Source organism: Pseudomonas sp. NGC7, assembly GCF_047159675.1.
In the GTDB taxonomy this organism is placed as follows: Bacteria; Pseudomonadota; Gammaproteobacteria; order Pseudomonadales; family Pseudomonadaceae; genus Aquipseudomonas; species Aquipseudomonas kermanshahensis.
Genome location: NZ_BAAFZY010000001.1, coordinates 3,698,209 through 3,723,284, shown reverse-complemented (window position 1 = coordinate 3,723,284; position 25,076 = coordinate 3,698,209). Strand labels below are relative to the sequence as shown.

Here is a 25,076-nt window from a genome sequence, read left to right as displayed (position 1 = left end):
CCTGCGCAGGTCGAGCGTGTCGATCATGGATGACATCAATCGAACTCCTTCGACTTTTTAGGCGTACGCGGTTTGCGTGGTTTCTTCTCGGGACGCTTACCAGGCTTGAGTTGCCAACGGTCGGCATTGGCGAGTAGGCATTCCTGGATGTCGGGCGGGTAGTCACTCAAGGTGGTGGGTGATGGCACTGGTTTACCTGGCAAACCGGCCTCGCGGATCACCTTCGGCCAGCGCGGTCTCCAGCACAGCAGCAGGCTGACCCAGTGCGCGGTGCCGATGATGACGAAAGCGGGCCAGACCATGAGCAGGGCGAGTTTGAACAGCCAGCTGCTTTTACGGAAGAAGCGGCCGAGGCCTTCGAATTGGGCGCTGAATGCCTGAATGGGCGAAGGCAGTTGGGTGCTCAGACGGGGGCGGGGGACGGCGTGAGGGCCTTCTTCCATGTAGCGGCGGATGAACTCCCATTCGTCGCGGAGTTCGCTGCCGCCTTGGCCTTGCTTGCCGAGTAGGGCCATTTCCATGTGGGGCAGGCCGGTATGGCTCGGGTGCCAGACCAAGCCGAGTCTCATGCCGAGACTGAGTGAGTCATCCTCAGGAGATACAGCTGTGCTTCCGGTGGTTTTCCATGGAAACGTCACGATACCCCCGCAGTATGCAGGTCGATGAAGATGAACCTGTTGAGTTTTTCGATTGAAGCGGATAAGCAGGTGTCGACTGGTGAGTATTTCTAGACGTGTAAAGCGGAATCCATATTTAGCATAAACATAGTAAAACCCACAGCCTATGGACAGCATGTATGTGCTGAATAAAATAGAGAATACTGAAAGGAACTCAGCTTGGGTGGCGTTGATGTAAATGGAGCCAAAGGTTATATGCAGCCATGCGTAGGTCATTGGGCCTAGGCCTCCGAGAGTCATCATTGTGATTACTCCACGTTTCTCTTCCGAGCCGCCACAGCGCATATCCATGTAAGTGTCATTGAACGCAAATACGGGGCCGCGCGAATGCGGAGTAGTACTCACCGATTTGAAATGAACACCCTCCCGTAAGTCACCCTCGTACAGATCCCAAGCTAGATGCTTATGGGTTGGTACTGTCTCGGCATCAGCTGCAGTGCGCGCAGCTTTTGACTCAGTGCATGTATTCCAGAATCCCCATTCGATCAAATACAATTTGATACCTCGCTGAAAGCCGAATATGGAGCGCCTAACTCCTCCTGTCGCTCAGATGCAGTTGGCTGTTGCTCGGAGCCGTAGCTGGAAGTGATACACCTGCGCAGGTCGATCATGGATGACATCAATCGAACTCCTTCGACTTTTTGGGCGTACGCGGTTTGCGTGGTTTCTTCTCGGGGCGCTTGCCGGGCTTGAGCTGCCACCGGTCGGCATTGGCAAGCAAGCGCTCCTGTATGTCGGGCGGGTAGTCACTCAAGGTGGTGGGCGGTGGCACTGGCTTGCCTGGCAAACCGGCTTCGCGGATCACCTTCGGCCAGCGTGGTCGCCAGCACAGCAGCAGGCTGAACCAGTGCGCGGTGCCGACGATGACGAAAGCGGGCCAGACCATGAGCAGGGCGAGTTTGAACAGCCAGCTGCTTTTGCGGAAGAAGCGGCCGAGGCCTTCGAATTGGGCGCTGAATGCCTGAATGAGCGAGGGTAACTGGGTACTCAGACGGGGGCGGGGGACGGCGTGAGGGCCTTCTTCCATGTAGCGGCGGATGAACTCCCATTCGTCGCGGAGCTCGCTGCCGCCTTGGCCTTGCTTGCCGAGTAGGGCCATTTCCATGTGGGGGAGGCCGGTACGGCTGGGGTGCCATACCAGGCCTAGTCTCATGCCTACGCTGAGTGAGTCGTCCTCAGAATATACTGCGGTGCTTCCGGTAGTTTTCCATGGAAACGTTACGATGCCCCCGCAGTATGCAGGTCGATGAAGATGAACCTGTTGAGTTTTTCGATTGAAGCGGATAAGCAGATGACGGGTGGTCAGCATTTCTAATCGACTAAGCTTCATGCCATATTTCAAGTAAAAGTATAGTGCGGCTCCTGAAGCCAAGGCCAGGGTTATCGTTAGCACTATTGCTAAAAAAGAGCTTGAAGCACTGCTTGTGATGTCGAGCCAGATGGAGCCGACTGCTATATATATTCCTAAGGCAATGCCTGGGAGAACCCCGCCTAATGTGATAAGTGTAATTAATCCCCGCTTTTCTTCCGAGCCGCCGCAACGCATGTCCATAAATATTTCATTAAAGGCAAAAATAGGGCCGCGTGCGTTGGGCTCTTCGCTGACCTGCCGGAAATGTATATCCTTCTCCACGTCGCCCTCATAAAAATCCTGATTGGCGCGTTTCTCTCTTGGCGTAATCTCTGCCTCGTACGCCTTACGTGCGGCCTCTGACTCTGTTGCCATTTGCCAGAAGCCCCATTCGATCAAATACATTATAAAACCTCGCTGAAAGCTGAATGTAGAGCGCCCAACTCCTCCTGCTCTTCATATGCTCTGGAGTATCTCCCCATTCGAAAGCAGCTGCGTTTGCACCATTTTTCTAAAGCATCGTCTTCAAAAAGATAAATAATTAGCGTGAGGACGATGCCTACCCAAAAGAATCCCAGTATTAAGCGCGAAAGAATGAGGCGACTGGCTTGTGTTCCTAGTTTTTTTGAAAGAACTCCCATGGACTTTGCTAACATTCTCACAAATTTGGTTTTGGCGCTGTGGGATAGATAGTCAAAAAAAGGCTTGGCGATTGCAATAGCTGTTCCTATTTCCGTCAATGAGAGTGCTATAGTCGCTAGAGCTCGCATTGCATATGCGGGCGCCAAAATGTCGGAGTTATTTTTATTGTCTCGGTTAGCGCCATCCTGACGATATTTAAAATGCTCAGCCGCATCGGCGAAGTCCCACCACGCCAGTACTAGGCCGCCCATACCCGCCAAACTTCCCCCCCAAAGCTTCAACCTCCCCAAGGTCACCGCCGCCCCTCTCCCAGTCACACTATTCGCGCCATACCGCGTCACCACCTGGTCCACATAACTGGCGCCAATCTCGAAGCCCGCCGCAGCCGTAGTCATGGCCGCTGCAAAGAGTTCGGTCTTCACCCGTGCATCACTGTCTGGCAGTTCGCGTGCCTTGAAGGCCATCAGCATGCCTTCGAGCAAACACACCAGGCCTGCTGCACGCACCTTGTAGAAGTCGCTGTTGTTGGCCTGCATCAGGCCTTCAGCCCAGGCCTGGTCCAGATAGCGTGCAACCTGGGCACCACTGCGCTGTGGGTTCAAGGGCTGCCCGCTGCGAGCTGCTTCGCCCAGGCGTATGTCGACAGCCGTTTCATGTACCGAGGCGAACAATGTCAGGCGCAGGCCATGGTGCAGCGCGCGGTCCACACTGCTGGGTGCCCCGGTACGCAGCACTTGCCGCCCCAGCGCGACGTACCAGGCATACAAGCCGATGCTGGCGGTGCTGTTTCTGCTTTGTAGCTCTTCGTACAGCGTGTTGATGCGCGCGAAGGCATTCGCCGCGATGTGCGCTTGCCGGGCGAGCGACTCACGCAATGTGAAGGATGTCTCTGAGGCCGGCTCGGCCTTGGCCGCTTCCAGAAGCGCGGCAAGCGCTTCGCGGATGTCAACCTGGTTGTAGGTGATGCCGCGCATTGCCAAATTGCCGCGATGCGCCACATCGCTGCGCCACCAGTGGTCCAGTACCGTCGCGCCCCACTCGCTGAGCTCCATGCCGATTACGCACTGGCCGGTTTGCTCGGCAAAGGCCAAGCCATTGATCAGGTCGGCATTGTCGTAACGGTCCAGGGCCTGCAGCAGGCGTTCGCTGAGGAGCCATCGGGTATGGTCCTTGGCGCGGTCTTCTGCAGCTTGCTGGGCTTGTTGCATCGCTTGCTCGAAGCCTGCGAGCTGATCGTGCATGGCTTGGCGGTCGACCAGATGGCCGTATTTCTGGTCGAACTTCTTGCTGAATTCGCCAGCATCCTGGCGGGCCTGAACCTTGGCCCGGACTTCGCGTTCGTACTGCGCCAGATGAGGTTTCATCCGTGCGTCATGTGCATCGGCCTGCTGGCGAGCGTGGTCGGTAAACCCATAGAAGTCCACAGGCGTCACCGGCTGCTTGCGCACGGCCTCGGCCATGACCTCGCGCTTGACGATGCGCTCGGCCATCATCTGCGGGTAGAGCTTCTCGATCTCCAGAAACGACTGCGCAACAAGTAGTTTGCGCTCATTGTCCACACCGGGCTCCACAACGCGCTGCAGCCAGTGGGTCTTCACCTCGTCGACGGCTGCGTTGCGCCAGGCATTGAGCTCTTGGGTAATGCCGAGGGCATCCTCGATCACGATAGCGGCGCCGCGCGGCTTGGTTTGATTCATGGGCGGTGCCAGGGCTTGCCGTGAAGCGTGCGGGGACACGATCTGAGCGTTGTTGAATGGCTGCTGGTCGAGCAGGGCCTGCAGGTCTGCGTCGTCCTGGGCCTTGAAGTCGGCTACCCAGTTCAGTTGGTCGTGCTTGAGCACGTGGGGCTGTGGCGGCGCGTCAGAGGGTTGAATGAACCCTGCGATATCGATCGCGGGCAGGCTGCTGCGGTACTCGTCTTCGAGCAGGCGGTAGTTATCGAGCATGCGCGGCGTGAGCGGGGAGGGGCTGAACAACGGGCGCAGCTCCTGGATGTCGTCCAGGTCGTAGAGCGTGATGGTCCAGCCGAAGGCGCGGACGATGTCCTCCAGGTTGCCTGCGCTAGGGGCAGGCTCCCATGGGGCGTCGGCGCTGATGTACAACAGTGAGCCATTCGGCGCCACGCGGTACTGGCTGTGCCATTCGTGCGCCGGTGCGCTGTGGCGTTTGATCAGCAGGTAAAGAAAGCCTTCGCGCAGCGGGCGGATGGCGTAGCTGGAGTGGGTCAGTGCAGCCACCTCCTGAAAGGGGCTGAGGTAGCCCGGCAACTTGGGCAAGCGGGCGCGTTGTGCCGGGTTGCCGCCAACGGCGGCATAGCGCAAGGGCAGCAGTTCGAAGCGGCGGGTGCAGTCGGCGACGGGGCTGTTGCGTAGCGCGGGGCGGTAGCCGGTTGTGATACGTCTGCACAGGTCGAGCGTGTCGGTGAGCGAATCCATGGGCGTGTGTTTTAGTCCTTTGTGCGCAGGCGTCGCTGCACGTTGTCGATAAGGGCGGTGTGCTGTTCGCGGGTGGCGACGATTGCCTCCTGCCAGGCCGGTGAGGTGTTGAGCTGATCACCGTCGCGAGCCATCATCAGTACATAGGTGATGAGATCCTCCTCACGGGCCAGGCCTTGCTCGCGTGCCTGGTTGAGGTAATGCTGGATCAGGCCGACGCGCGTGCCGTGGCAGGCACCCGCCAAGGCTGGGCAGTGCTGACCGTCCTTCAGTACATCGGCAAGTTGGTAGCTCAGCGGGTCGCCGGCCAATGCTGCCCAGCAAACTTCGTCCAGTGTGATCGGCGTGACATGCGCAGCGTGAGGTTGATCGCCGCCCGCTATTTGCAACCACAGCGCCTTGTGCGGATGTGCTACAGGTGCCCACCAGTGATGGATGGGTGCCAACCATTCGCTCACCCCAGGCAAGTGACGGTGGCTATCGAGCGCTTGCAGGGCAGCAGCGGTGTGGTAGCGCAGAAGGTACGAATGGCCATCTGCGCCTGTGACGATGTTGGCCTGGCTCAAGTGCAGGGCGAGTTCGGCAGGTGGCAATGCGCTGATTATCCAGCCACATACGGCGCCGCCTGCACCTTGTTCGAGCTGCCATTGAAAGTCGTACTGGGCTGAAACATCGGAGCCAGGACGCGAACCGAACAGCCACGGGCCCACTGCCTGCAAGTTGCTGAATTGGGTTTGCTGCAACAGTGGCCAGCAGCGCTGCGAGTAGTACTGAGTCAGGTTTTCCCGAACCTCGGGTGGAAGATCTGCCATTTCCACAACCGCGCTCAGGCGGTACCGGTCGGATGTTCGCAGGACTTTGACCAGTGCTCTGACGAATGGACTGGGCATCAGTGCGCTCCTGCCATCCGGATCATGTTGTGGCCGTTTGTGATCGCTTTCAGCAAACAACTGAGGCAAACGGGCTCGCCGGGCTCTGGAATGCCCGCGGTCGACGTTGTGAAATGGCTGCCCTTTGGCTGCTGGTGGACCGGCCCTTTGAAGGCCAGTGCCACGCCGTCCAGCGTGACACCGGCCCCATCGATTCGCAGCAGCCCGCCTGGGCTCCGGATGGTGAGGCTCTCGCTGACCTGTATGTCATAAACCTTGGTGGTGTGCCGGATGGCTTCTCCGGTCTGCAACAGGTGATGACCACCCACCACCTGTTCGAGGTGGCCACCAATTTCAACCGTGTGGTTGGCTTTGGTAATGTCCTGGCGCTGGTTGCCAACCGTCTCGATGCGGTCCTGGCCTGTGACGATCGTGTGCGTCCGGCCAATCGTCAGGCTGTTGTCATTGCCGATCTCGTGCATCCGGTCTTGGCCGATGCTGACGGACTCGTCCTGGACGACCTCTTCCCGGCGGTCCCGGCCAATTCTAACCTTTTCGTCACGCTCGACCCGTTCGTCGCGATCGTTGCCGACGCGCGTCGTTTTGTTATGCTTTACAACGTTGTTCTGGTCCTTTTCTGCATGGATGAACACCTCCTGGCAGTCCAGCTCGTCCTCGAAACGCAGTTCGTTAAAGCCAGCGCCCTTATGGGTCTGGCTCTTGATGGTCATGCGCGTCTTGAACTGGGGTAGGTCGTACGGTGGCAGCTGATTGCCGCAATAGGTGCGGCCGGTGATCATCGGCTGGTCTGGGTCGGCATTGACGTACTGGATGATCACGTCCTGGCCAATACGCGGGATGGCCATCGAGCCCCAGCTGCCACCAGCCCAGCCTTGCGACACCCGCACCCAGCAGGAGCTGAATTGATTGTTTTTGCTTTCCCTGTCCCAAGGGAAGCTGACCTTGACCCGGCCCCACTGGTCGCAATGGATCTCCTCGCCAACTGGGCCGACGACGGTGGCCATGTGCGGGCCGTCAATGCGTGGTTTGGCCAACGGCGCTGGGCGCCATTCGGTTCTGCCTGGCACCAGTACGGCGTCTTGGCTATAGCGCGTGCCTTGCCTGGCCCCGGCGGCTTCCTCCTGCAGGCTGGTGAACTGGGTACCCTCGTGGTGCACCTTGATCACACGCCAGTGCACGTTCAAGTCTTGTCGCGGGTGCTCAATCAGGGTGAAGCTCAGCCCCGGTTGCAGGCGCACATCATCGCCTTGCACTTCGGCAATACAGGCATCATGGCGCAGCGCGGTGATCCGGGTCGCGGTGAAGGGCACGCCGACCGCCTCACACTTGTAGCGGCCGGGGTAGTCAAAACGCTCGTACGCGGTGGACTGGTGTGTCAGGCCACTTGCTTCTGCGCGATGTTCCAGGCGGTATTCGGGGTTGGTGAACGTATAGTCGCGTTGCACCTGTCGTGCAGTGCGCACCTGCTCGCTGTAGCGCAGTCTGCGTAGACAAGGTGTTGCCTGAACGCCACCGCTATTGGCGTGGTACAGCACTGCGTTGGGGTCGATGTCATCGTCATCGACGAACCCTTCATCGTCATCATCGGTCTTGATGACACCACGGCTGATCTGACCCATCGAAAGTAATCGGTCGGTGATGACCAGCATGTGATGTTTTGGTGTGTGCTCGAACCGGTAGACAAAGCCTTCTTCGGCGGCCAGGCGGGCGATGAAGTTCAGGTCGGTTTCACCGGCCTGCACGCAGAACTCCCGTATCGCATGTTCACCGCGGCTATGCAGTTCAAAATGAAGGATGCCTTGGCGCTTGAGCATGAGCTCAAGAATTTGCGTGGCGGTTTTTTCCTGGAAGATGCGCCAGTTCGAGCGCAGCCCGGCCCGCGCCAGCGTGGGTTCGACCAAGGCGCGGTAACGCGTACGGTGAAAACCTGTCTCTCCTTGGCTGAAGGTGCTGACCAGGCCGTGCACGTAGCGCAACGGGCGGTCTCCCCGCCACAGGGTGAATAGCACCGGTTTGTCGAGCAGCTGGCCAAAATCGACATCGTCTTGGTAACTGACCAGCTCCAGGCTTAATTGGAAAGGTGTACTGACCGCTTCGTCGAGCTCGAACGAAACCACTTCAAACTCAACCTGGCCGACCAGCGGCTGGAAGGTGAAGCGCAAATCGGATTGGCTAGGCATGTGAATTCCCCCGAAAGTGCCTGAGTACGGTCATGACGAGCACTTGCCCGCTACTGCTGCAAGATGACGTTGAGCGACTCGAGAACTTCGGCGGGGATGACGGAGAGCAACTGCGGGCTCCGGGGTAATGCCGGCAGCTTGCGCAGTGGCGGTGCTTTCACGTCGTGCACGGGTAGGCGATGGCTGATCCTCACGCACGACTTCAAGCAGGATTGGCGTGTTGGTGGGCACTGTTTTACCAGTGCCATCGGGCTCACTGAACATTCCTGGTCCTCGTGTTTGGGCGGGCAGCGTATGCACTGGGCATGGGCCGACCATGCGGCCAGACGCAAGCATTTGGCTGAAGCCTGAACACTAACGAGGAATCAATTCATGGGTGAGTATTGAGCGTCCTATAAACGTGTAGGAAAGTTCGATTTCTACTCTGCTAAGAAACACTTGGTTGCAGCTAGTGAAGGCGAAAAGTGCTTTCAAGCATCTCGATGCGGTTCTTGCTCGGCGCAAAGCTGGGCTTGCAAGGGTAGTGAGCTGATCGAATGGGCTGGGGAACAATGCCTTGCAGGGCTGTGATTTGGCGCCTGCAAGGCCAGGCGCCCATAGAACAGCAAGGCAGTGGCCCAGGTGGTGAACCAGACGAACAGACCTGCCCAAAACGTGTGGGACATGTAGTGCCACCCTTGCAGCACGCGGGTGGTGCCGTAGACGAACCCCAGCAACAGGATCGCCACCAGCAGCTTGCGCGCATGCATCCAGCGGTGGCGTAGCGCCACGAAGTACAGGGCCAGCAAGGTGAAACCACTGGACGCATGCCCGCCTGGCCAGCATCGGCCATCGCCAGCCTTGTCCAGCCAGGCGAAGTGCTCGAACCACTCGACCCGCACCTGCTGGCCGCCGTACAGCGTCGTTTCCACCGGGCAGTACACGCTGGTATGGCTTTTCAGGTAATGGATGACGGTGGTGCACAGCGCGAAGGCGACCACCACGAACAACAAGTCGCGACGGTGGTGGGTCGTGAAGCGCAATACCGGCGCGATTCGGGCGGTTTCCAGCGACCGCGTAAGGCCCCATTGCGGGTGATTGGCCAGGCGCGGCCAGGCGAACGACAGCAGCGAGCCGATCACGGCCAGTTCACCGGTCCAGTTCGGTAATACCCGTGGCCACTTGTGGGTGATCTTTTCGAACCATTGATTGTGCAACAGCGGAAACTGGCCGGTGGCCGGGTCGATCAGCAGGTTGCTGATCCAGCGGTCGAGTTCGGTCAGGTCGAAGGCGACGAAGACGATGCCCGCCAGCAGCAGCGGTAGCAGCAGGTTGTTGCGGTAGAAGGCGGCGCGTGAAGGTACAGGCATGGTCAGATTTCCCGGGCATCAGCGAGTTTGCGCCACTGGCTGGCATCCAGCTGGCCCAGCACGCGGGCCTTGCCATCTTCGCCCTGGGTGATGAACAGCGCGCTGGCGTAGCGGTTGGAATCCGCATCAGTGTCGACGTTGAGCTGGCGTTCCATCTGCTCCAGGCAGCTACTGTGGCTGACCAACACCAGGTTGCGGCCGGGTTGCTTGTGGGCGAAGGCATTGCTGGCGAAGGTGTGGTCACACTGGTTGAGCCAGTCCTGGGTGGCGATAGCCTTGCCGAACATGAACTGCGCGGTTTGCCGGGTGCGCATTTCCGGGCTGGCCCACACATCGGCGCTGCGCAGGCCAAGGCGTTGCAGGCCCTGGCCGACGTCGGCGGATACCCGGCTGCCCGCCAGGGTAATACCAGTGGGGTCGTCCAGGCAGGCACCCCGTGAGCGGTCGCAGCGTTCGGCGTGACGAATCACCACAATGACAGAACCCTTGGACCAGGCGCTGTGCAAGCCACTGCTGTGCAACGTATGCGGGTTGCCAAGGTCTGCAAGGGCAGGGCGTGCGGCAGCCCATGCAGCGAGAGCCACCAGCGCAACCGATACACACATCGCCACCAGCAGCGCTTTGGCGCGGGGCAATCGGTAGTGCCGGGCGAGCTTAAGGGCCGGCGGGGTGTCGATGACGCCATGCAGCATGCTGTCACTCCAGTGAGCGCGAACAACGGACCGGAACCGGTGGCTCGGATCCATTGAGAGTGCGCGCACTTTAGGTAGCAGGATGTCGCCAGAGGGTGAGGCTGATGTGAAAAATACCTTATCCGCGATGTTGGGCATTATTGCTGAAGGCCAACAATGTCAAGAATGAAACCGGTTTCAAAACATTTCTGAACGCGCTAGATTATTCGGCTGTCTTCTACACGCGCCCGCTTGCGCGAGTACCCCATGGAAAAATCAGATGGCGCAAACCAAGGCCGCCCCTACCGCTGATGAGGATTTGAAATGCCTGAGCATGCCCCAGACAATCCGCGCCGGGAATTCCTGCGCAAGACCTTGACCTTGATACCGGTCGCCACCGTGGCCAGCACCGGGCTGGGCCTGGGTGCCAGCCAACTGTTGGCCGAACCTGTGCGTGAGCCCAAGGTGCCTGTCGCTGCGCCTGCGGGCGATTATGAGCCAACCTTTTTCACCGCCGAAGAATGGGCCTTCGTGCAAGCGGCCGTAGCCCGCATCATCCCTGCGGACGAACTGGGCCCAGGTGCGCTCGAAGCGGGTGCCGCCGAGTTCATCGACCGCCAGATGAATACCCCGTATGCCACTGGCGCCCAGTGGTACATGCAGGGGCCGTTTAACGCCGACGCCCCACCAGAACTGGGCTACCAGCTGCAACTCAGCCCGCAACAGATCTACCGGCTGGGCATCGCTGCCGTGGACGGCTGGTGCAAAGCCAACTCGGGCCAAGTGTTTGCTGCGCAAGATAGCGCTACCCGAGACCGCATTCTCGCCAAGGTCGAAGCCGGTGAGCTGGTGTTCGACGCGCTGCCGGCCACGCTGTTTTTCAGTTTGCTGGTACAGAACACCCGCGAGGGGTTCTTCTGCGATCCGATTCACGGTGGCAACAAAGGCATGGTGGGCTGGACCCAGATCGGCTTCCCCGGTGCACGGGCAGACTTCATGGACTGGGTCGAGCGCAACGAGCCTTACCCGTTCCCGGCAGTGTCGATCCGTGGCGAGAGGGCCTGAAGCATGGCGAATGTGTTGAAGAAAGTAGACGCCGTGATCGTGGGCTTTGGCTGGGCCGGCGCGATCATGGCCAAGGAATTGACCGAGGCGGGGCTGCAGGTGGTCGCTCTCGAGCGCGGGCCAATGCAGGACACCTACCCTGAGGGCAGCTACCCGCAGGTGATCGATGAGCTGACCTACAGCGTGCGCAAGAAGCTGTTCGTCGATGTATCGAAAGAGACCGTCACCATCCGTCACAGCGTCAACGACGTTGCGTTGCCCAACCGCCAGTTGGGCGCCTTCTTGCCAGGCAAGGGCGTGGGCGGCGCGGGCTTGCATTGGTCCGGCGTGCATTTTCGAGTAGACCCGATCGAGCTGCGCATGCGCAGCCATTACGAAGAACGCTACGGCAAGGCGTTCATCCCTGAAGGCATGACCATCCAGGACTTCGGCGTCACCTACCAGGAGCTTGAGCCGTACTTCGATTTTGCCGAGAAGGTGTTCGGCACCTCGGGCCAGGCCTGGACCGTGAACGGCGCGGTGGTGGGTGAAGGGAAGGGCGGCAACCCCTATGCGCCTGATCGCTCCAACCCGTTCCCGCTGCCTGCACAAAAAAACGTGGTATCGGCAAAACTGTTCGAGAAGGCCGCCACCAGCCTCGGCTACAAGCCGTACAACCTGCCATCGGCCAACACGTCGGGCCCTTACACCAACCCGTACGGTGCGCAGATGGGGCCGTGCAACTTCTGCGGCTTCTGCAGCGGCTACGTGTGCTACATGTACTCCAAAGCCTCGCCCAACGTGAACATCCTGCCCGCACTGCGCCAGGTGCCGAACTTCGAGCTGCGCGCCAATGCCCATGTGCTGCGCGTGAACCTGGATGACAGCAAGCGCAAAGCCACGGGCGTGACCTACATCGACGCCCAAGGCCGGGAGGTGGAACAACCGGCGGACTTGGTGATTCTCGCGGCCTTCCAGTTCAACAACGTGCGCCTGATGCTGCTGTCCGGCATCGGCAAGCCTTATGACCCGGTCAAGAACGAAGGCGTGGTCGGGCGCAACTTCGCGTACCAGAACATGGGAACGGTCAAGGCGTTCTTCGACAAGGACACTTACACCAACAACTTCATCGGTGCTGGCGGTAACGGCATTGCGATCGATGATTTCAACGCTGACAACTTCGATCACGGCCCGCACTGTTTTGTCGGTGGTTCACCCATGTGGGTCAACCAGGCGGGCAGCCGCCCGATCGCCGGTATCGCCAACCCGCCCGGCACGCCCACCTGGGGCAGCGCCTGGAAGAAGGCCACAGCCGACTACTACACCCACCAGGTTTCGATGGACGCGCATGGCGCGCACCAGTCGTACCGTGGCAACTACCTGGACCTGGACCCGACCTACCGGGACGCCTTTGGCCAACCGTTGCTGCGCATGACCTTCGACTGGCAGGAAAACGACATCAAGATGAACCAGTTCATGGTCGACAAGCTCAGCAAGATCGCCCAGGCGATGAACCCGAAGTCCATTGCGGTGTTGGGCAAAAAGGTCAAGGAACACTTCAACACTGCCAGCTACCAGACCACCCACCTCAACGGTGGCGCAATCATGGGCACTGACCCCAAGACCAGTGCGCTTAACCGCTATCTGCAGAGCTGGGACGTCCACAACGTTTTCGTCCCGGGGGCGTCGGCATTCCCGCAGGGCTTGGGTTATAACCCGACCGGTTTGGTCGCGGCATTGACGTACTGGTCTGCACGGGCGATCCGTGAGCAGTACCTGAAAAACCCTGGCCCACTGGTTCAGGCTTGAGGAGCGATGAGCATGAAGACACTGTTGATCGCAACGTTCCTGTGCGGTGCAAGCCTTTCAGCCCAGGCTGACAGCGCGTTGGTCAAGCAAGGCGAGTACCTGGCGCGCGCGGGCGACTGCGTGGCCTGCCACACGGCCAAGGGCGGCAAGCCATTCGCCGGCGGGCTGCCCATGGAAACCCCCATCGGCACGGTGTACTCGACCAATATCACCCCTGATGCCAGCGGCATCGGCAACTACAGCTTCGAAGACTTCGACCAAGCCGTGCGCCATGGCGTCGGCAAGGACGGCAGCACGCTGTACCCGGCGATGCCGTATCCCTCGTATGCACGCGTCAGCGATGACGACATGCGCGCGTTGTATGCCTACTTCATGCAGGGCGTAGAGCCGGTGGCGCAGCCGAACAAGGCGACGGACATCCCCTGGCCGTTGAGCATGCGCTGGCCGCTGGCGATCTGGCGGGGTTTGTTCGCGCCGCAGGTGAAGGCCTGGCAGGCCTCGGCTGCTGCCGACCCGGTCGTCAACCGCGGTGCTTATCTGGTCGAAGGGCTGGGGCACTGTGGTGCATGCCATACCCCGCGCGCCCTGACCATGCAGGAAAAGGCACTGAGCCCGCAGGATGGCGAGCAGTTTCTGGCAGGCAGCGCCCCGCTTGAAGGCTGGATTGCCAAGAGCCTGCGCGGTGATCACAAGGATGGCCTGGGCAGTTGGAGCGAAGCGCAGCTGGTGCAGTTTCTCAAGACCGGCCGAAGCGACCGCAGTGCGGTGTTCGGAGGCATGAGTGATGTGGTCGAGCACAGCATGCAGTACATGAGCGAGGCTGACCTGACGGCCATTGCCCGGTACCTGAAAACGCTGCCGCCCAGCAACCCCGATGACCAGCCGCATGCGTATGACAAGCAGGTCGCCGAGGCGCTGTGGAACGGCGATGACAGCAAGCGTGGGGCGTCGGTGTACATCGACAACTGCGCGGCGTGCCACCGCACCGATGGCCATGGCTATAGCCGGGTGTTCCCGGCACTGGCTGGTAACCCGGTGGTGCAGACCGCTGATGCCACCTCGCTGATCCATGTGGTGCTGGCCGGTGGCAAGGTGCCTGCGACGCACACGGCCCCATCGAACTTCACCATGCCGGCGTTTGGCTGGCGCCTGAGCGATCAGGAGGTCGCTGATGTGGTGAGCTTTATTCGCACCAGCTGGGGCAACCAGGGCGGGGCGGTGAACGCCGACGATGTCGCCAAGCTGCGCACGGATGACCTGAAACACACTTCTGGGGATGACCTTGGGCAGGTGACGAGCCACTAATACTGCGCAAAATTCAGGGCTTGCATGCCCCTGTAGGAGCAGCCTTGTGCTGCGAAGAGGCCGGTACAGACCGCAGTAATTCATGGCTTATACCGGCCTCTTCGCAGCACAAGGCTGCTCCTACCGGGAACGTGTAAACTTGCCGACGAACGGTAGGTGACGAAATGCGCCGGTTTTGGTGTATTGAAACCGGTTTCATAGCCTGTCACCGACAATAATCACCAGGGACACCCATGACCGATTTGCCTGCCAATGCCCGCGAGCGGGTGACCATCAGCGAAGTAGCCCGTGTGGCCGGTGTGTCCAAGGCCACCGTCTCGCGCTACATCGGTGGCGATCGCCAGTTGCTGGCCGAGGCGACCGCCAAGCGCCTGGAAGAAGTCATCGAGCGCCTCGGCTATCGCCCCAACCAGATGGCCAGGGGCCTCAAACGCGGCCAGACTCGGCTGATCGGCATGCTGGTGGCAGACATCCTCAACCCCTATTCGGTGGCAGTGATGCATGGCGTCGAAACCGCCTGCCGCCAACACGGCTACAGCCTGGTGGTGTGCAACACCAACCGCGACGACGATCAAGAGCGCCATCACCTGGTGGCCCTGCAGTCCTACAACGTCGAGGGCCTGATCGTGAACACCCTCGGCCATCATCCCGGCGAACTGCTGAACCTGCAGCGCGACATGCCCATGGTGCTGGTGGACCGTCAACTGCCTGAACTCAATGTCGACCTGGTCGGCCTGGACAATGCCGACGCCGTCGAACAAGCCCTGGATCACCTGCAGGCGCAAGGCTACCGCGACATTCTGGCGGTAACCGAACCGCTCGATGGCACCAGTTCGCGCCAGGAGCGGGTGCAGGCGTTCGGGGCTTCCATCAACCGGCGCCCGGGCATGCGTCAACAGGTGCTGGAAGTCAGCCCCGACCTTCACGCCGGCCTGGCTTCATTTCTTTCGGCCAGCGGTCATGGCCCTCAAGCCATCTTCACCTTCAACGGTGTGGCGACGCTGGCCGTCACCCGAACCCTGCACGACGCCGGCTGCGGCTTGTTCGACGACGTTGGCCTGATCGCCCTCGACGAACTGGACTGGTACCCCTTGGTCGGCAGCGGCATCACGGCATTGGCCCAACCCACCGAGCGTATCGGTGTGGCGGCATTCGAGTGCCTGCTGGGCCGCCTGCGCGGCGAACGCGGGGCGCCACGGCGCATCGACTTCAAGGCCGACCTGATCATCCGAGGTTCAACCCACTCACGCGACTGAACGAAAGGCACGTTGCGGCTTGACGTGCATAAAAATGAAACCGGTTTCATAAGGACAATAACAATGCGCTCGAACCCCGTTTCCATCAGCCTCTCCAGCTACGGTGCCAGCTTGGTAAGGCAGCGCGGCCAGCAACATTTTCTGGACATGCTGGCCGCTGCCGGCGTAACCCGTGTCGAATTTCGTGAAGAACTGTTCGAAAGCGCGCCGGACACCCACGCGCTGGCCGCCGCCGTCACCGCGTTGCGGCTCGAATGCCTGTATTCCTCGCCCCTTGAACTGTGGACGGCGCAGGGCCTGCCAGACCCACGCCTGACGCAGAAACTGGCGCTGGCCCGCGCGATGGGCGCGGTGGCCCTGAAGGTATCGCTGGGGCATTTCGATGACACCTGCGATGTGGCGGCCTTACGCTCGCTGTTACCTGACGATGGCCCCCAGCTGTTGGTCGAGAACGACCAGACCGAGCAAGGCGGGCGCATCGCGCCGCTGCTCACGTTCTTCCAGCGCGCCGATGACCTTGGGCTGGCGCTGGGCATGACGTTCGACATCGGTAACTGGCAATGGCAGGGCGAGCCTGTGCAGCAAGCGGCTCGCCAACTGGGGCATTGGGTGCGCTATGTGCACTGCAAGGCGGTCGAGCGCCAGCCCGGTGGGCGACTGGTCGCCGTGCCGCCGCAGGCTGACGATCTGCAAGCGTGGGATGCCTTGCTGGCCGCGTTCACGCCCGGCGTGGTGCGTGCCGTGGAATACCCGTTGGCCGCCGACGACTTGCTCACGCTGACCCGTGCCCAGGTAGTGACGCTGTCTGCGCTGGGCCTGGCCGAGGAGGTCAGCCATGCATGAGCATGACGTGCTGTGCTTCGGCGAAACCATGGCCATGTTCGTCGCCGAGCAGGTGGGGGACCTGGCGCATGTCGGGCAGTTCGGCAAACGCATCGCCGGTGCCGACAGCAACGTTGCCATCGGCCTGTCGCGGCTGGGCTTCAAGGTCCGCTGGCTGAGCAGGGTGGGCGACGACTCCCTGGGGCGCTTTGTCCTCGACAGCTTGCGGCGAGAAGGCCTGGACTGCAGCGACGTTGAAGTCGATCCGCAACACCCCACCGGTTTTCAGCTCAAAGCCCGCTGCGATGATGGCAGTGACCCGGCAGTGGAATACTTTCGCAGCCATTCAGCGGCGCGCCGTTTGTCCCCGGCATTGATCCGCCCACATTGGTTGCAGGCCCGCCACCTGCATGCCACCGGCATTCCGCTGGCGCTTTCAGCCGAGTGCAGGGCCTTGTCGCATGCATTGGTGGATGGCATGCGCGCTGCCGGGCGCAGCATTTCCTTTGACCCTAACCTGCGCCCAGCGCTGTGGCCGGACCGCACGCACATGATCCACGAGATCAATGCCCTGGCAGTCAAGGCTGACTGGGTACTGCCGGGCCTTGAAGAAGGCCGCCTGCTGACCGGCCAGCACGCACCAGCGGACATTGCCGCGTTCTACCTCGACAAAGGGGTGGAACTGGTGGTGATCAAGCTGGGGGACGAAGGCGCGTATTTTCGCACCGCCAAAGGCGATGGCCAGGTAGCCCCGGTGCCGGTGGCCAAGGTGGTGGACACCGTCGGTGCGGGTGACGCCTTTGCTGTCGGCGTGCTCAGTGCGCTGCTCGAAGGCCGTGAACTGCCCGAGGCGGTGGCGCGTGGCAACTGGTGTGGCAGCCGCGCCGTGCAGTCGCGCGGCGACATGGAAGGTTTGCCGCTGCGTCACGAACTCGAAACCCATGACCTGCGCATAAGCGCCTGAACGCCTGGCCCCTACCTGTTGCGACAAAAACAAAAAGCTCAGGAGTACACATGATGCAAACGACAAGTCTCGCGCGTCGCCGTTGGTGGTACATCATCCCAATCGTGTTCATCACCTACAGCCTGGCCTACCTGGACCGTGCCAACTATGGGTTCGCGGCAGCGTCCGGCATGGCCGACGACCTTAAAATCACCCCGGTGCTGTCGTCGTTGCTGGGGGCGCTGTTTTTCCTTGGTTACTTTTTCTTCCAGGTACCTGGGGCCATCTACGCCGAAAAACGCAGCGTCAAGAAGCTGATCTTCGTCAGCCTGATCCTCTGGGGCGGCCTGGCCACCCTGACCGGCATGATCAGCAATGTGTACATGCTGATCGGCATCCGCTTCCTGCTTGGCGTGGTCGAAGCCGCCGTGATGCCGGCGATGCTGGTGTACCTCTGCCACTGGTTCACCCGCGCCGAACGGTCCCGGGCCAACACCTTCCTGATGCTCGGCAACCCGGTGACCATCCTGTGGATGTCGGTGGTGTCGGGCTACCTCATCAAGCACTACGACTGGCGCTGGATGTTCATCATCGAAGGCCTGCCTGCGGTGATCTGGGCGTTCTTCTGGTGGCGCCTGGTGGACGACCGCCCGGCTCAGGTCAAGTGGCTTAGCGAGCAGGAAAAGACCGATCTGGAAAACGCCCTGGCAGCAGAACAGCAGGGCATCAAACCGGTGAAGAACTACCGCGAAGCGTTCCGCTCGCCTCAGGTGATCATCCTGTCAATGCAGTACTTCTGCTGGAGCATCGGCGTGTACGGCTTCGTGCTCTGGCTGCCGTCGATTCTGAAACAGGCGGCCAACGTCGACATCGTCCAGGCCGGCTGGTTGTCGTCGGTGCCCTATCTGGCGGCGGTGCTGGCCATGGTCGGGGTGTCCTGGGCATCGGACCGCTTGCAGAAGCGCAAGCGCTTCGTCTGGCCGCCCCTGTTGATTGCGGCGCTGGCGTTCTATGGCTCCTATGCCTTGGGCAGTGAGCACTTCTGGTTGTCCTACGCATTGCTGGTGGTTGCTGGCGCCTGCATGTATGCGCCCTATGGGCCGTTTTTCGCCATCGTGCCGGAGATCCTGCCCAGCAACGTCGCCGGTGGCGCCATGGCCTTGATCAACAGCATGGGCGCGCTGGGTTCGTTCGGCGGCTCGTGGCTGGTCGGTTACCTCAATGGCGCCACCGGCGGGCCGGGCGCCTCGTACCTGTTCATGTGCGGCGCACTGCTGACGGCAGTCGCGCTCACGGCGGCGCTTAAAACCTCACACACCGCTGGCCGGGCCAAGCGCGGCGGCTCTCATCTGGCCACGAGCCACTAGGAAATCCTGCTATGAAGAAGCGAATCGTCCTTTACAAGCGCCTGTCCGACACGTTGATGGCGCGCCTGCAGCAACAGGTTGACGTGACCTGGGTGGACACGGCCGGGCCCGATGGCCTTGCCCGCCTGCGCGATGCGTTGCCGGGCGCTCAAGGGCTGTTGGGTGCCAGCCTGCGCTTGGACAGCGGCCTGCTGGACCTGGCCCCGCAACTGGAAGTGGTCGCCAGCGTGTCGGTAGGCGTGGACAACTACGACATCGCCGACCTGACCCGGCGTGGCGTGATGCTGACCAACACGCCCGACGTACTGACCGAAACCACCGCCGACACCGGCTTTGCCTTGATCCTGGCCAGTGCGCGTCGGGTCGTGGAGCTGGCGGGCTGGGTGCGTGACGGCCAGTGGCAAGCCAACCTTGGGCCTGCGCACTTTGGCACGGATGTGCACGGCAAGACCTTGGGCATCATTGGCATGGGGCGGATTGGCGAAGCGTTGGCCCGGCGCGGCGCGGCCGGTTTTGGCATGCGTGTGCTTTACCACAGCCCACGCGCCAAGCCTGCGGTGGAGGCCCGTTACGACGCCCGCCACTGCAGCCTTGACGACCTTTTGCAGCAGGCTGATTTCGTCTGCCTGACCGTGCCGCTGAGTGCCGCCACCGAGGGGCTGATCGGCGCGCGTGAGCTTGCCTTGATGAAGCCCGAGGCAATGCTGGTGAACATTGCGCGTGGACGGGTGGTGGATGAAGCCGCGCTGATCGAGGCCTTGCGGGAGAAACGCATCCGCGGCGCGGGCCTGGATGTGTTCGTCCAGGAGCCGTTGCCCAGTGATTCACCGCTGCTGCAACTGGACAACGTGGTGGCGACCCCGCATATCGGTTCGGCCACCCACGATACCCGTGAGGCCATGGCGCGCTGTGCGGTAGACAACCTGCTCAGCGCGTTGGCCGGTGAGCGCCCGGCAAACCTGGTGAACCCAACAGCCGGGCGTTGATGCACCGAAGCGCAGCGGTTACCGGCAGTTGCCCGCCTTGCGGTAGCCGGCCGCTTGCGCCTCGCCCTCGGAGCCGAACATCACCTGGTTCTTGGAGGCCACCTGGGTGTAGCCCGGGCAGCCATTGGCCAGGTGATAGACATGGCTGTTGCGGTTGCCGAGCACAGCGCCTGTTGCTGCAGTGCTGGCCAGGCTGGGCTTGGCCGCTTCGCTGACCGGTTTGCTCGGCATGGCTTGCACGACGCCACTGCCAACAGGCTTGTAGTCGGCTGTCCATTTGCGCTCGCCCGTCACGAACGGGTTGGCGTGCCCCATGATGGCGGCGATGCGCCGGTTACGTTCTTTTTCCCAGGCCGAGACGGGGTGCTGTTTGTCCCAGGCCATCAGCAGTTGCTGCTGTTGACGCGACATGCTCAGCTTGTAGCGGTCGAACATGTAGAAGGTGGTACGGGCAACCAGGCCCTTCACTTCGTCACGCGGCTCGGCGGCGCGCTGCACGAAATCGACCTTGGTCGAGCACTGGCCGTATTGCCCAGCGTTGCCAGCGACCATGCCGTAGTTGAAGTTGCTGCGGTCACCGTTGACCTCGCCCACGGCCGGGTAGAGGTTGAACAGGTCGGCTTCCATCGCGCGGAAGACCGGGTCGTCATCGACACAATGCTCGCGGCCGCCGTTTTTCCAGCATTGGCGCTGGTTGCCGAAGGTATAGGCCGGCACGATGTGTTCCCACTCGGTACGCTCGGCGCGGTTTTGCTGTTTGCGGGTTTCATAACCGCAGGAGGCAGCATCGATGCGCCCACCTGACTTGCCGACCCAGGTCCATTTGCAGCCGCAATACAGGTCGCCCATGGCGCTGCTTGCCTGGTCCAGGTAGACCTTTTGCTTGGCGACGACCTTGGCTTCGGTGAAGGTGGAAGGCGGGTTGGCGAAGGCGGGGAGGTTGACGGCGAGCAGGAGCGCTACGGCATAAAGCAGTTTTTTCATGGGGGGCAGCAGGTTTCAGTTAAGGAACTGCATTCTAATCGAAATCTAACTTATTGATTTGGATTGAATCCCCCTCCGGTCAAGCGCGGTCCTGGTAGGAGCAGCCTTGTGCTGCGAAGAGGCCGGTACAGACCACAGTATTTCGTCTCTGGCACTGGCCTCTTCGCAGCACAAGGCTGCTCTTACAATGCGATGACGTCAGCCAGCGGCCAGTTCGTTGGCAGGCCGTGGAATTTCAGCGCCCGCATGCACCGGCGCCGGTCCAGTAATCACCGCATCACTGGCAAACAAGCTGCGCATCAGGCTGTACCCGGCCAGCAACATGTAGAACGCAATCGGCAGGCCGACCACGATGCTGGCCATCTGAATCGCCAGCAAGCCGCCGGCAATCACCAGGCTGGCCGCGATGGCGCCCTCCAGCACACACCACAGCACGCGTATCCAGTTGGGTGGGTCGATGCTGCCCAGCGAGTTGAGCATGCACAGCACCTGGGTCCCGGCATCGGCCGCAGTGACGAAGTGCACGGCCAGCAGCAGGCAGATGATCACGCTGAGGATTGCACCCAGCGTCGGGCCGTCGAGGCGGTCGAGCAAGGTGAACATGGCCGTGGTGGTTTCCTTGCGCGTGGCTTCCAGAATCGGGCCGCCCTGGAACGCGCCGGCCGCTGCCTGCTCGGCGACCGGCAGTGCTTGATAGGCGTGGCGCACTTGCTGCTCATCCTTCAGTGCGGCACCGCCGAACACGGCCATCCACAAAATAGTCACCAAGGTCGGTACCAGCAACGCGCCGAACACCAGTTCGCGGATGGTCCGGCCACGGGAAATCCGGGCAATGAACAGGCCAACGAACGGCCCCCAGGTCATCCACCACGGCCAGTAGAAGGCGGTCCAGCTCTTCTGCCAACTGCTGTCGGCCTGGGCGTCGGTCCAGAAACTCATACCGATGATGTTCTGCGCGTAGTCGCCCGCCGACTCGAACAGCAGGTTCATGATGTAGTTGGTTGGGCCCAGGGCCAGCACCACCAGCATCAGCCCCAGGGAAATCCACATGTTCAGCGTCGACAGGCGCTTCATGCCACGCGATACACCGGCCACTAGCGAGATCGAGGCGATCACGGTGACGACGGCGATGATGCTCAGCTTGAACGACAGGGTGACTGGCGTGCCGAACACCTGATGCATGCCCATGTTGATCTGCTCAACGCCCAACCCCAGCGATTGCGACACCCCGAATGCAGTGACCGCGCCACCAATGATGTCGACCGTATGGCCAATCGGCCCGTAGATGCGGTTGCCGATGATCGGGTAGAGGATCGAGCGCAGCGCCAGCGGCAGCCCTTCACGGTAGGCGAAGTAGGCCAGGCCCAGGCCGATCACGGTGAAGATCGCCCAAGGGTGTAGGCCCCAGTGCAACAGGGTTATACGCATGGCCATGGACGCGGCCTGGTCGGTGAGCCCCGGTGTGAACGGGTTGCTGGCGTAGTGCAGCACCGGCTCTGCAACCGACCAGAAGATCAGCCCAACGCCCATGCCCGCACTGAACAGCATGGCGATCCAGGCGGCAAAACTGAACTCGGGTTTTTCGTCGGGGCGCCCGAGCTTGAGGGTGCCATAGCGGCTGAAGGCGATGTACACCAGTAAGCCGAGGATGGCGCTGACCAGCGCCAGGTAAAACCACTTGAGGTGGTCGAGAATGGCGTCCGACGCGCCTTTGAATACACCCGCGGCTTGGTCGCCGTGTGAGGCGCAGAGCACCACGAACGCCACCACGATTGAGATCGACCCTACCGTTACAATAGGGTTCAGGCCTTTGAAAAGGCCTTGTTTTGCACGCATCGTCCATATCCTTTTTATTTTCGCAAGACGGCAAAAAAGGACGCCCCACTAACAGGGCGTCCTTGTCGAATGTCAGAGGTCGATCACCAGGTCCGACGTCGGGCGGCTGCAGCACAGCAGCCGCAGGCCTTTGTCGATTTCACGCTGGCGAATGCCGCCGTTGTGCTTCATCTCGACGCTGCCCTGCAATACCGCGGTCTTGCAGGTACCGCACACACCTTGGCTGCACGAGGAGGGGACTACGGCACCGGCTTTTTTGGCAGCGGCCAGTACGGTCTGGTCGGCGCTCATGGTGAATGCCTTGCCAGAGCGGGCAAGGCGTACGGTGAAGCTGTCCAGGGCCTGGCCGGGGGCAACGGGGGCGGCTGCCGGCTCGGCTTCGGCGTTGATGTCGAAGCTTTCCTGGTGGTAGCGGGCCAAGTCGAAACCAGCACCCGCCAACAACGCCTTGGTCGCCTCCATGTAGCCTTTTGGCCCGCAGGTGAATACCGCCCGCTCCTTGAAGTCGGGGATCTGGCGCTGCAGTGCGTCCAGCGACAGGCGCCCGATCGGGCCGTCCCAGTCGGGCTCGTCGCCAGCGCCTTCGCAGAAGAACAGCGTCCGCAGCCCTGGCATGGAGCGTTCGAGGCGCGCCAGTTCATCGCGGAAGATGATGTCTTTAGGCGTACGCGCACTGTGCACGAAGACGATGTCCAGGTCGGCGTGCAGGTCGGCGGCGGCGCGGGTCATCGCCATCAGCGGGGTGACGCCGGAGCCGGCCGACAGGTACAGCAATTTGCGCGCAGGGCCCGCTACTGGGGTAAAGACGCCCGCGGGGCCAGAGGCGGCCAGGGCGTGGCCAGGGCGCAGGTTATCGTGCAACCAGTTGGACACCGTGCCGCCCGGCACCCGCTTGACCGTGATGGAAAAAGTGAACGGCCGGGTCGGTGTCGAGGACAGGGTGTAGCAGCGCGACACGCTGGCCCCCGCAATCACAGGCGACACGGTGAGGAACTGGCCTGGTTCGTAGGCAAGCGCCGGGTAGTCTGGGCTGTGGAAGGTGAAGGTTTTCACGTCGTGGGTCTCGTCCACAACGCTCAGGCATTCGATGCGTTTGCTTTCACCGCTGGCCCACTGGGCACCATGGGCGGCCCAGTGGTCGGTGTCTGTGAAGCGCTGGTCGGCACGCAGGCCGGCAATGTTCTGGGCAATGTTCTCGAGCACGGTCATCTCCTTCACACCCCATGTGCCGCGAGGCGCGAGGTGTACCAGCGGGCGAACTGGTCGACGTACGGCTCGGTGTAGGTGGAGTAGGGGCCTGGGACGAAGGCGGGGTCTTGGGTGCCACTGTGGGTGATGGCGACCAGGGCGGCGTCCTGTTGGGTAGTGGCGACCCAGACCTCGGTCAGGCGCTGCAGGTCGTAGTCGACCCCTTCGACGGCATCGCGGTGCACCAGCCATTTGGTGCGCACCAGGGTGCGGTCCGGCGAGAGCGGGATGATCCAGCTGATCATGGCGTGGTCGCTCATCACGTGAGCCCAGGCGTTATTGCCCCACAGGTGGGTGTCGCCCAGGTCGCGACGGGTCAGGTTGCCCAACAGTTTGCGGCAGGCAACCTGGGTATCGAGTGTCTGCGATTCACCCGCACCGGCGATGATCATGCGCTGGGTGCGAAACTGCGTGGGGGCGTCATCCTGCAAATGCTCCACAGTCTCGTAGAGCAGGCCCGAATTGGCCCAGTCAGCTTCGATGCCGGCCTTGCGAATTTGATAGGCATCGTAGGACGCGCGAGCCTCGTCGCTCATCTCTTCCAGGCTGACGCCAAGGTCTTCGGACTGGTAGGACACGATCAGTTCCGGGTGGGTGCCGGCGCAGTGGTAGCACTCCCGGTTGTTCTCCATCACCAGCTTCCAGTTGCCGTTCTCGATGTAGTCGAGTTCGTAGGCGATGCGGGTATTGGCCAGGTCGAACGGCGCGAAGCGCGGCCCCATCACCGCTTCGAGGTCCTTGATATCTTCAGGCGGGTTGTCGCCCAGGCACACCAGTACATGGGCCCCGACAACCTTGCAGTGCACCGGGATCAGGCTGCGGCACTTGGGGTCGAAGCCCTTGCCCATGTGGCTGGCATGCTTGAGGCTGCCGTCCAGGTCGTAGGTCCACTGGTGGTAGGGGCATACCAGCATGCCGACAGTGGATTTGCCTGCTTCTTTCAGGCGCGCGCCGCGGTGGCGGCATACATTGCGGTAGGCGCGGATCTGTTCATCATCGTCGCGCAGGATCAGCACCGACGATTTGCCGATATCGACGGTAAAGACATCACCGGGTTCATCGACATCGGCGGTAACGGCGACCTGTATCCAATGCTGGTTGAAGAAGATTTCCATGTCGGTTTCGAAAACATCCTGGCGGCTGTACAACGCGCCATTCATGCCAAAACCAGGTTGGCGGGATGCAATCAGTTCGCGATGGGTTTTGCTCGATGAAGGGCGCATTGTTGTCCTCAGGCACTTTTATTTTTAATCGACCAAGACGTCTGGCGCGGATTATTGA

General features: G+C 61.3%; 18 protein-coding genes and 1 pseudogene. 8 read left to right on the top strand and 11 right to left on the bottom strand.

Going from position 1 to position 25,076, the window contains the following annotated elements; all coding sequences use genetic code 11:
• Nucleotides 1-35: 35 nt before the first annotated feature.
• The 7 genes from ACMCNM_RS16660 to ACMCNM_RS16630 all read right to left on the bottom strand — a co-directional run bounded on the left by ACMCNM_RS16660 (nt 36) and on the right by ACMCNM_RS16630 (nt 10,216).
• Nucleotides 36-1,172: a DUF6708 domain-containing protein gene (locus ACMCNM_RS16660; RefSeq protein ID WP_412764974.1), complete on the bottom strand. Its 1,137-nt coding sequence runs from the start codon at nt 1,170-1,172 to the stop codon at nt 36-38.
• Between the two features lie 124 nt (nt 1,173-1,296).
• Nucleotides 1,297-2,433 (bottom strand): DUF6708 domain-containing protein, encoded by a 1,137-nt coding sequence (locus ACMCNM_RS16655; RefSeq protein WP_412764973.1) that lies wholly within the window; start codon nt 2,431-2,433, stop codon nt 1,297-1,299.
• A complete protein-coding gene (locus ACMCNM_RS16650) occupies nt 2,433-5,105 on the bottom strand; it encodes a T6SS effector BTH_I2691 family protein (protein WP_412764972.1) in 2,673 nt (890 codons plus the stop codon). Before ACMCNM_RS16650 ends, ACMCNM_RS16655 begins: the two co-directional genes overlap by 1 nt.
• An 11-nt stretch (nt 5,106-5,116) precedes the next feature.
• Nucleotides 5,117-5,995, bottom strand: coding sequence for a DUF4123 domain-containing protein (locus tag ACMCNM_RS16645; protein WP_412764971.1), 879 nt, complete (start codon nt 5,993-5,995; stop codon nt 5,117-5,119).
• Entirely contained in the window at nt 5,995-8,175 is a 2,181-nt protein-coding gene (locus ACMCNM_RS16640) for a type VI secretion system Vgr family protein (protein WP_412764970.1), read from the bottom strand. Before ACMCNM_RS16640 ends, ACMCNM_RS16645 begins: the two co-directional genes overlap by 1 nt.
• A 470-nt stretch (nt 8,176-8,645) precedes the next feature.
• A complete protein-coding gene (locus tag ACMCNM_RS16635) occupies nt 8,646-9,524 on the bottom strand; it encodes a phosphatase PAP2 family protein (protein ID WP_412764969.1) in 879 nt (292 codons plus the stop codon).
• Between the two features lie 2 nt (nt 9,525-9,526).
• Nucleotides 9,527-10,216: a histidine phosphatase family protein gene (locus ACMCNM_RS16630; RefSeq protein WP_186678330.1), complete on the bottom strand. Its 690-nt coding sequence runs from the start codon at nt 10,214-10,216 to the stop codon at nt 9,527-9,529.
• Nucleotides 10,217-10,519: 303 nt separating this feature from the next.
• Between ACMCNM_RS16630 and ACMCNM_RS16625 the strand changes: the two genes are divergently transcribed.
• The 8 genes and pseudogenes from ACMCNM_RS16625 to ACMCNM_RS16590 all read left to right on the top strand — a co-directional run bounded on the left by ACMCNM_RS16625 (nt 10,520) and on the right by ACMCNM_RS16590 (nt 19,727).
• A complete protein-coding gene (locus tag ACMCNM_RS16625; RefSeq protein ID WP_412764968.1) occupies nt 10,520-11,260 on the top strand; it encodes a gluconate 2-dehydrogenase subunit 3 family protein in 741 nt (246 codons plus the stop codon).
• Nucleotides 11,261-11,263: 3 nt separating this feature from the next.
• Nucleotides 11,264-13,048: a GMC family oxidoreductase gene (locus ACMCNM_RS16620; RefSeq protein ID WP_412764967.1), complete on the top strand. Its 1,785-nt coding sequence runs from the start codon at nt 11,264-11,266 to the stop codon at nt 13,046-13,048.
• 12 nt (nt 13,049-13,060) lie between these two features.
• Nucleotides 13,061-14,353 (top strand): c-type cytochrome, encoded by a 1,293-nt coding sequence (locus ACMCNM_RS16615; RefSeq protein ID WP_412764966.1) that lies wholly within the window; start codon nt 13,061-13,063, stop codon nt 14,351-14,353.
• Between the two features lie 233 nt (nt 14,354-14,586).
• On the top strand, nt 14,587-15,609 hold the full coding sequence (locus ACMCNM_RS16610; protein WP_412764965.1) for a LacI family DNA-binding transcriptional regulator: 1,023 nt from the start codon (nt 14,587-14,589) through the stop codon (nt 15,607-15,609).
• A gap of 63 nt (nt 15,610-15,672) precedes the next feature.
• Entirely contained in the window at nt 15,673-16,452 is a 780-nt protein-coding gene (locus ACMCNM_RS16605; protein ID WP_412764964.1) for a sugar phosphate isomerase/epimerase family protein, read from the top strand.
• The gene (locus ACMCNM_RS16600; RefSeq protein ID WP_412764963.1) at nt 16,445-17,395 is read left to right on the top strand and encodes a sugar kinase; all 951 of its coding nucleotides are present in this window, start codon (nt 16,445-16,447) and stop codon (nt 17,393-17,395) included. The genes ACMCNM_RS16605 and ACMCNM_RS16600 overlap by 8 nt, the downstream gene beginning before the upstream one ends.
• A gap of 53 nt (nt 17,396-17,448) precedes the next feature.
• Nucleotides 17,449-18,715, top strand: a pseudogene (locus tag ACMCNM_RS16595) (MFS transporter); the annotation flags it as partial.
• A gap of 37 nt (nt 18,716-18,752) precedes the next feature.
• Nucleotides 18,753-19,727 (top strand): 2-hydroxyacid dehydrogenase, encoded by a 975-nt coding sequence (locus ACMCNM_RS16590; protein WP_186678346.1) that lies wholly within the window; start codon nt 18,753-18,755, stop codon nt 19,725-19,727.
• 18 nt (nt 19,728-19,745) lie between these two features.
• Here the strand turns inward: ACMCNM_RS16590 and ACMCNM_RS16585 are convergent, their stop codons facing one another.
• The 4 genes from ACMCNM_RS16585 to ACMCNM_RS16570 form a co-directional block, all read right to left on the bottom strand.
• On the bottom strand, nt 19,746-20,711 hold the full coding sequence (locus tag ACMCNM_RS16585) for an endonuclease (protein WP_412764962.1): 966 nt from the start codon (nt 20,709-20,711) through the stop codon (nt 19,746-19,748).
• A 198-nt stretch (nt 20,712-20,909) separates the two neighbouring features.
• On the bottom strand, nt 20,910-22,547 hold the full coding sequence (locus ACMCNM_RS16580; protein WP_186702756.1) for a BCCT family transporter: 1,638 nt from the start codon (nt 22,545-22,547) through the stop codon (nt 20,910-20,912).
• Nucleotides 22,548-22,619: 72 nt separating this feature from the next.
• The gene (locus tag ACMCNM_RS16575; protein ID WP_412764961.1) at nt 22,620-23,756 is read right to left on the bottom strand and encodes an FAD-binding oxidoreductase; all 1,137 of its coding nucleotides are present in this window, start codon (nt 23,754-23,756) and stop codon (nt 22,620-22,622) included.
• A 5-nt stretch (nt 23,757-23,761) separates the two neighbouring features.
• Nucleotides 23,762-24,955 carry an aromatic ring-hydroxylating oxygenase subunit alpha gene (locus ACMCNM_RS16570; RefSeq protein WP_412764960.1) on the bottom strand — a complete coding sequence of 398 codons (1,194 nt, stop codon included), beginning with the start codon at nt 24,953-24,955 and terminating at the stop codon, nt 23,762-23,764.
• Between the last annotated feature and the right edge of the window lie 121 nt (nt 24,956-25,076).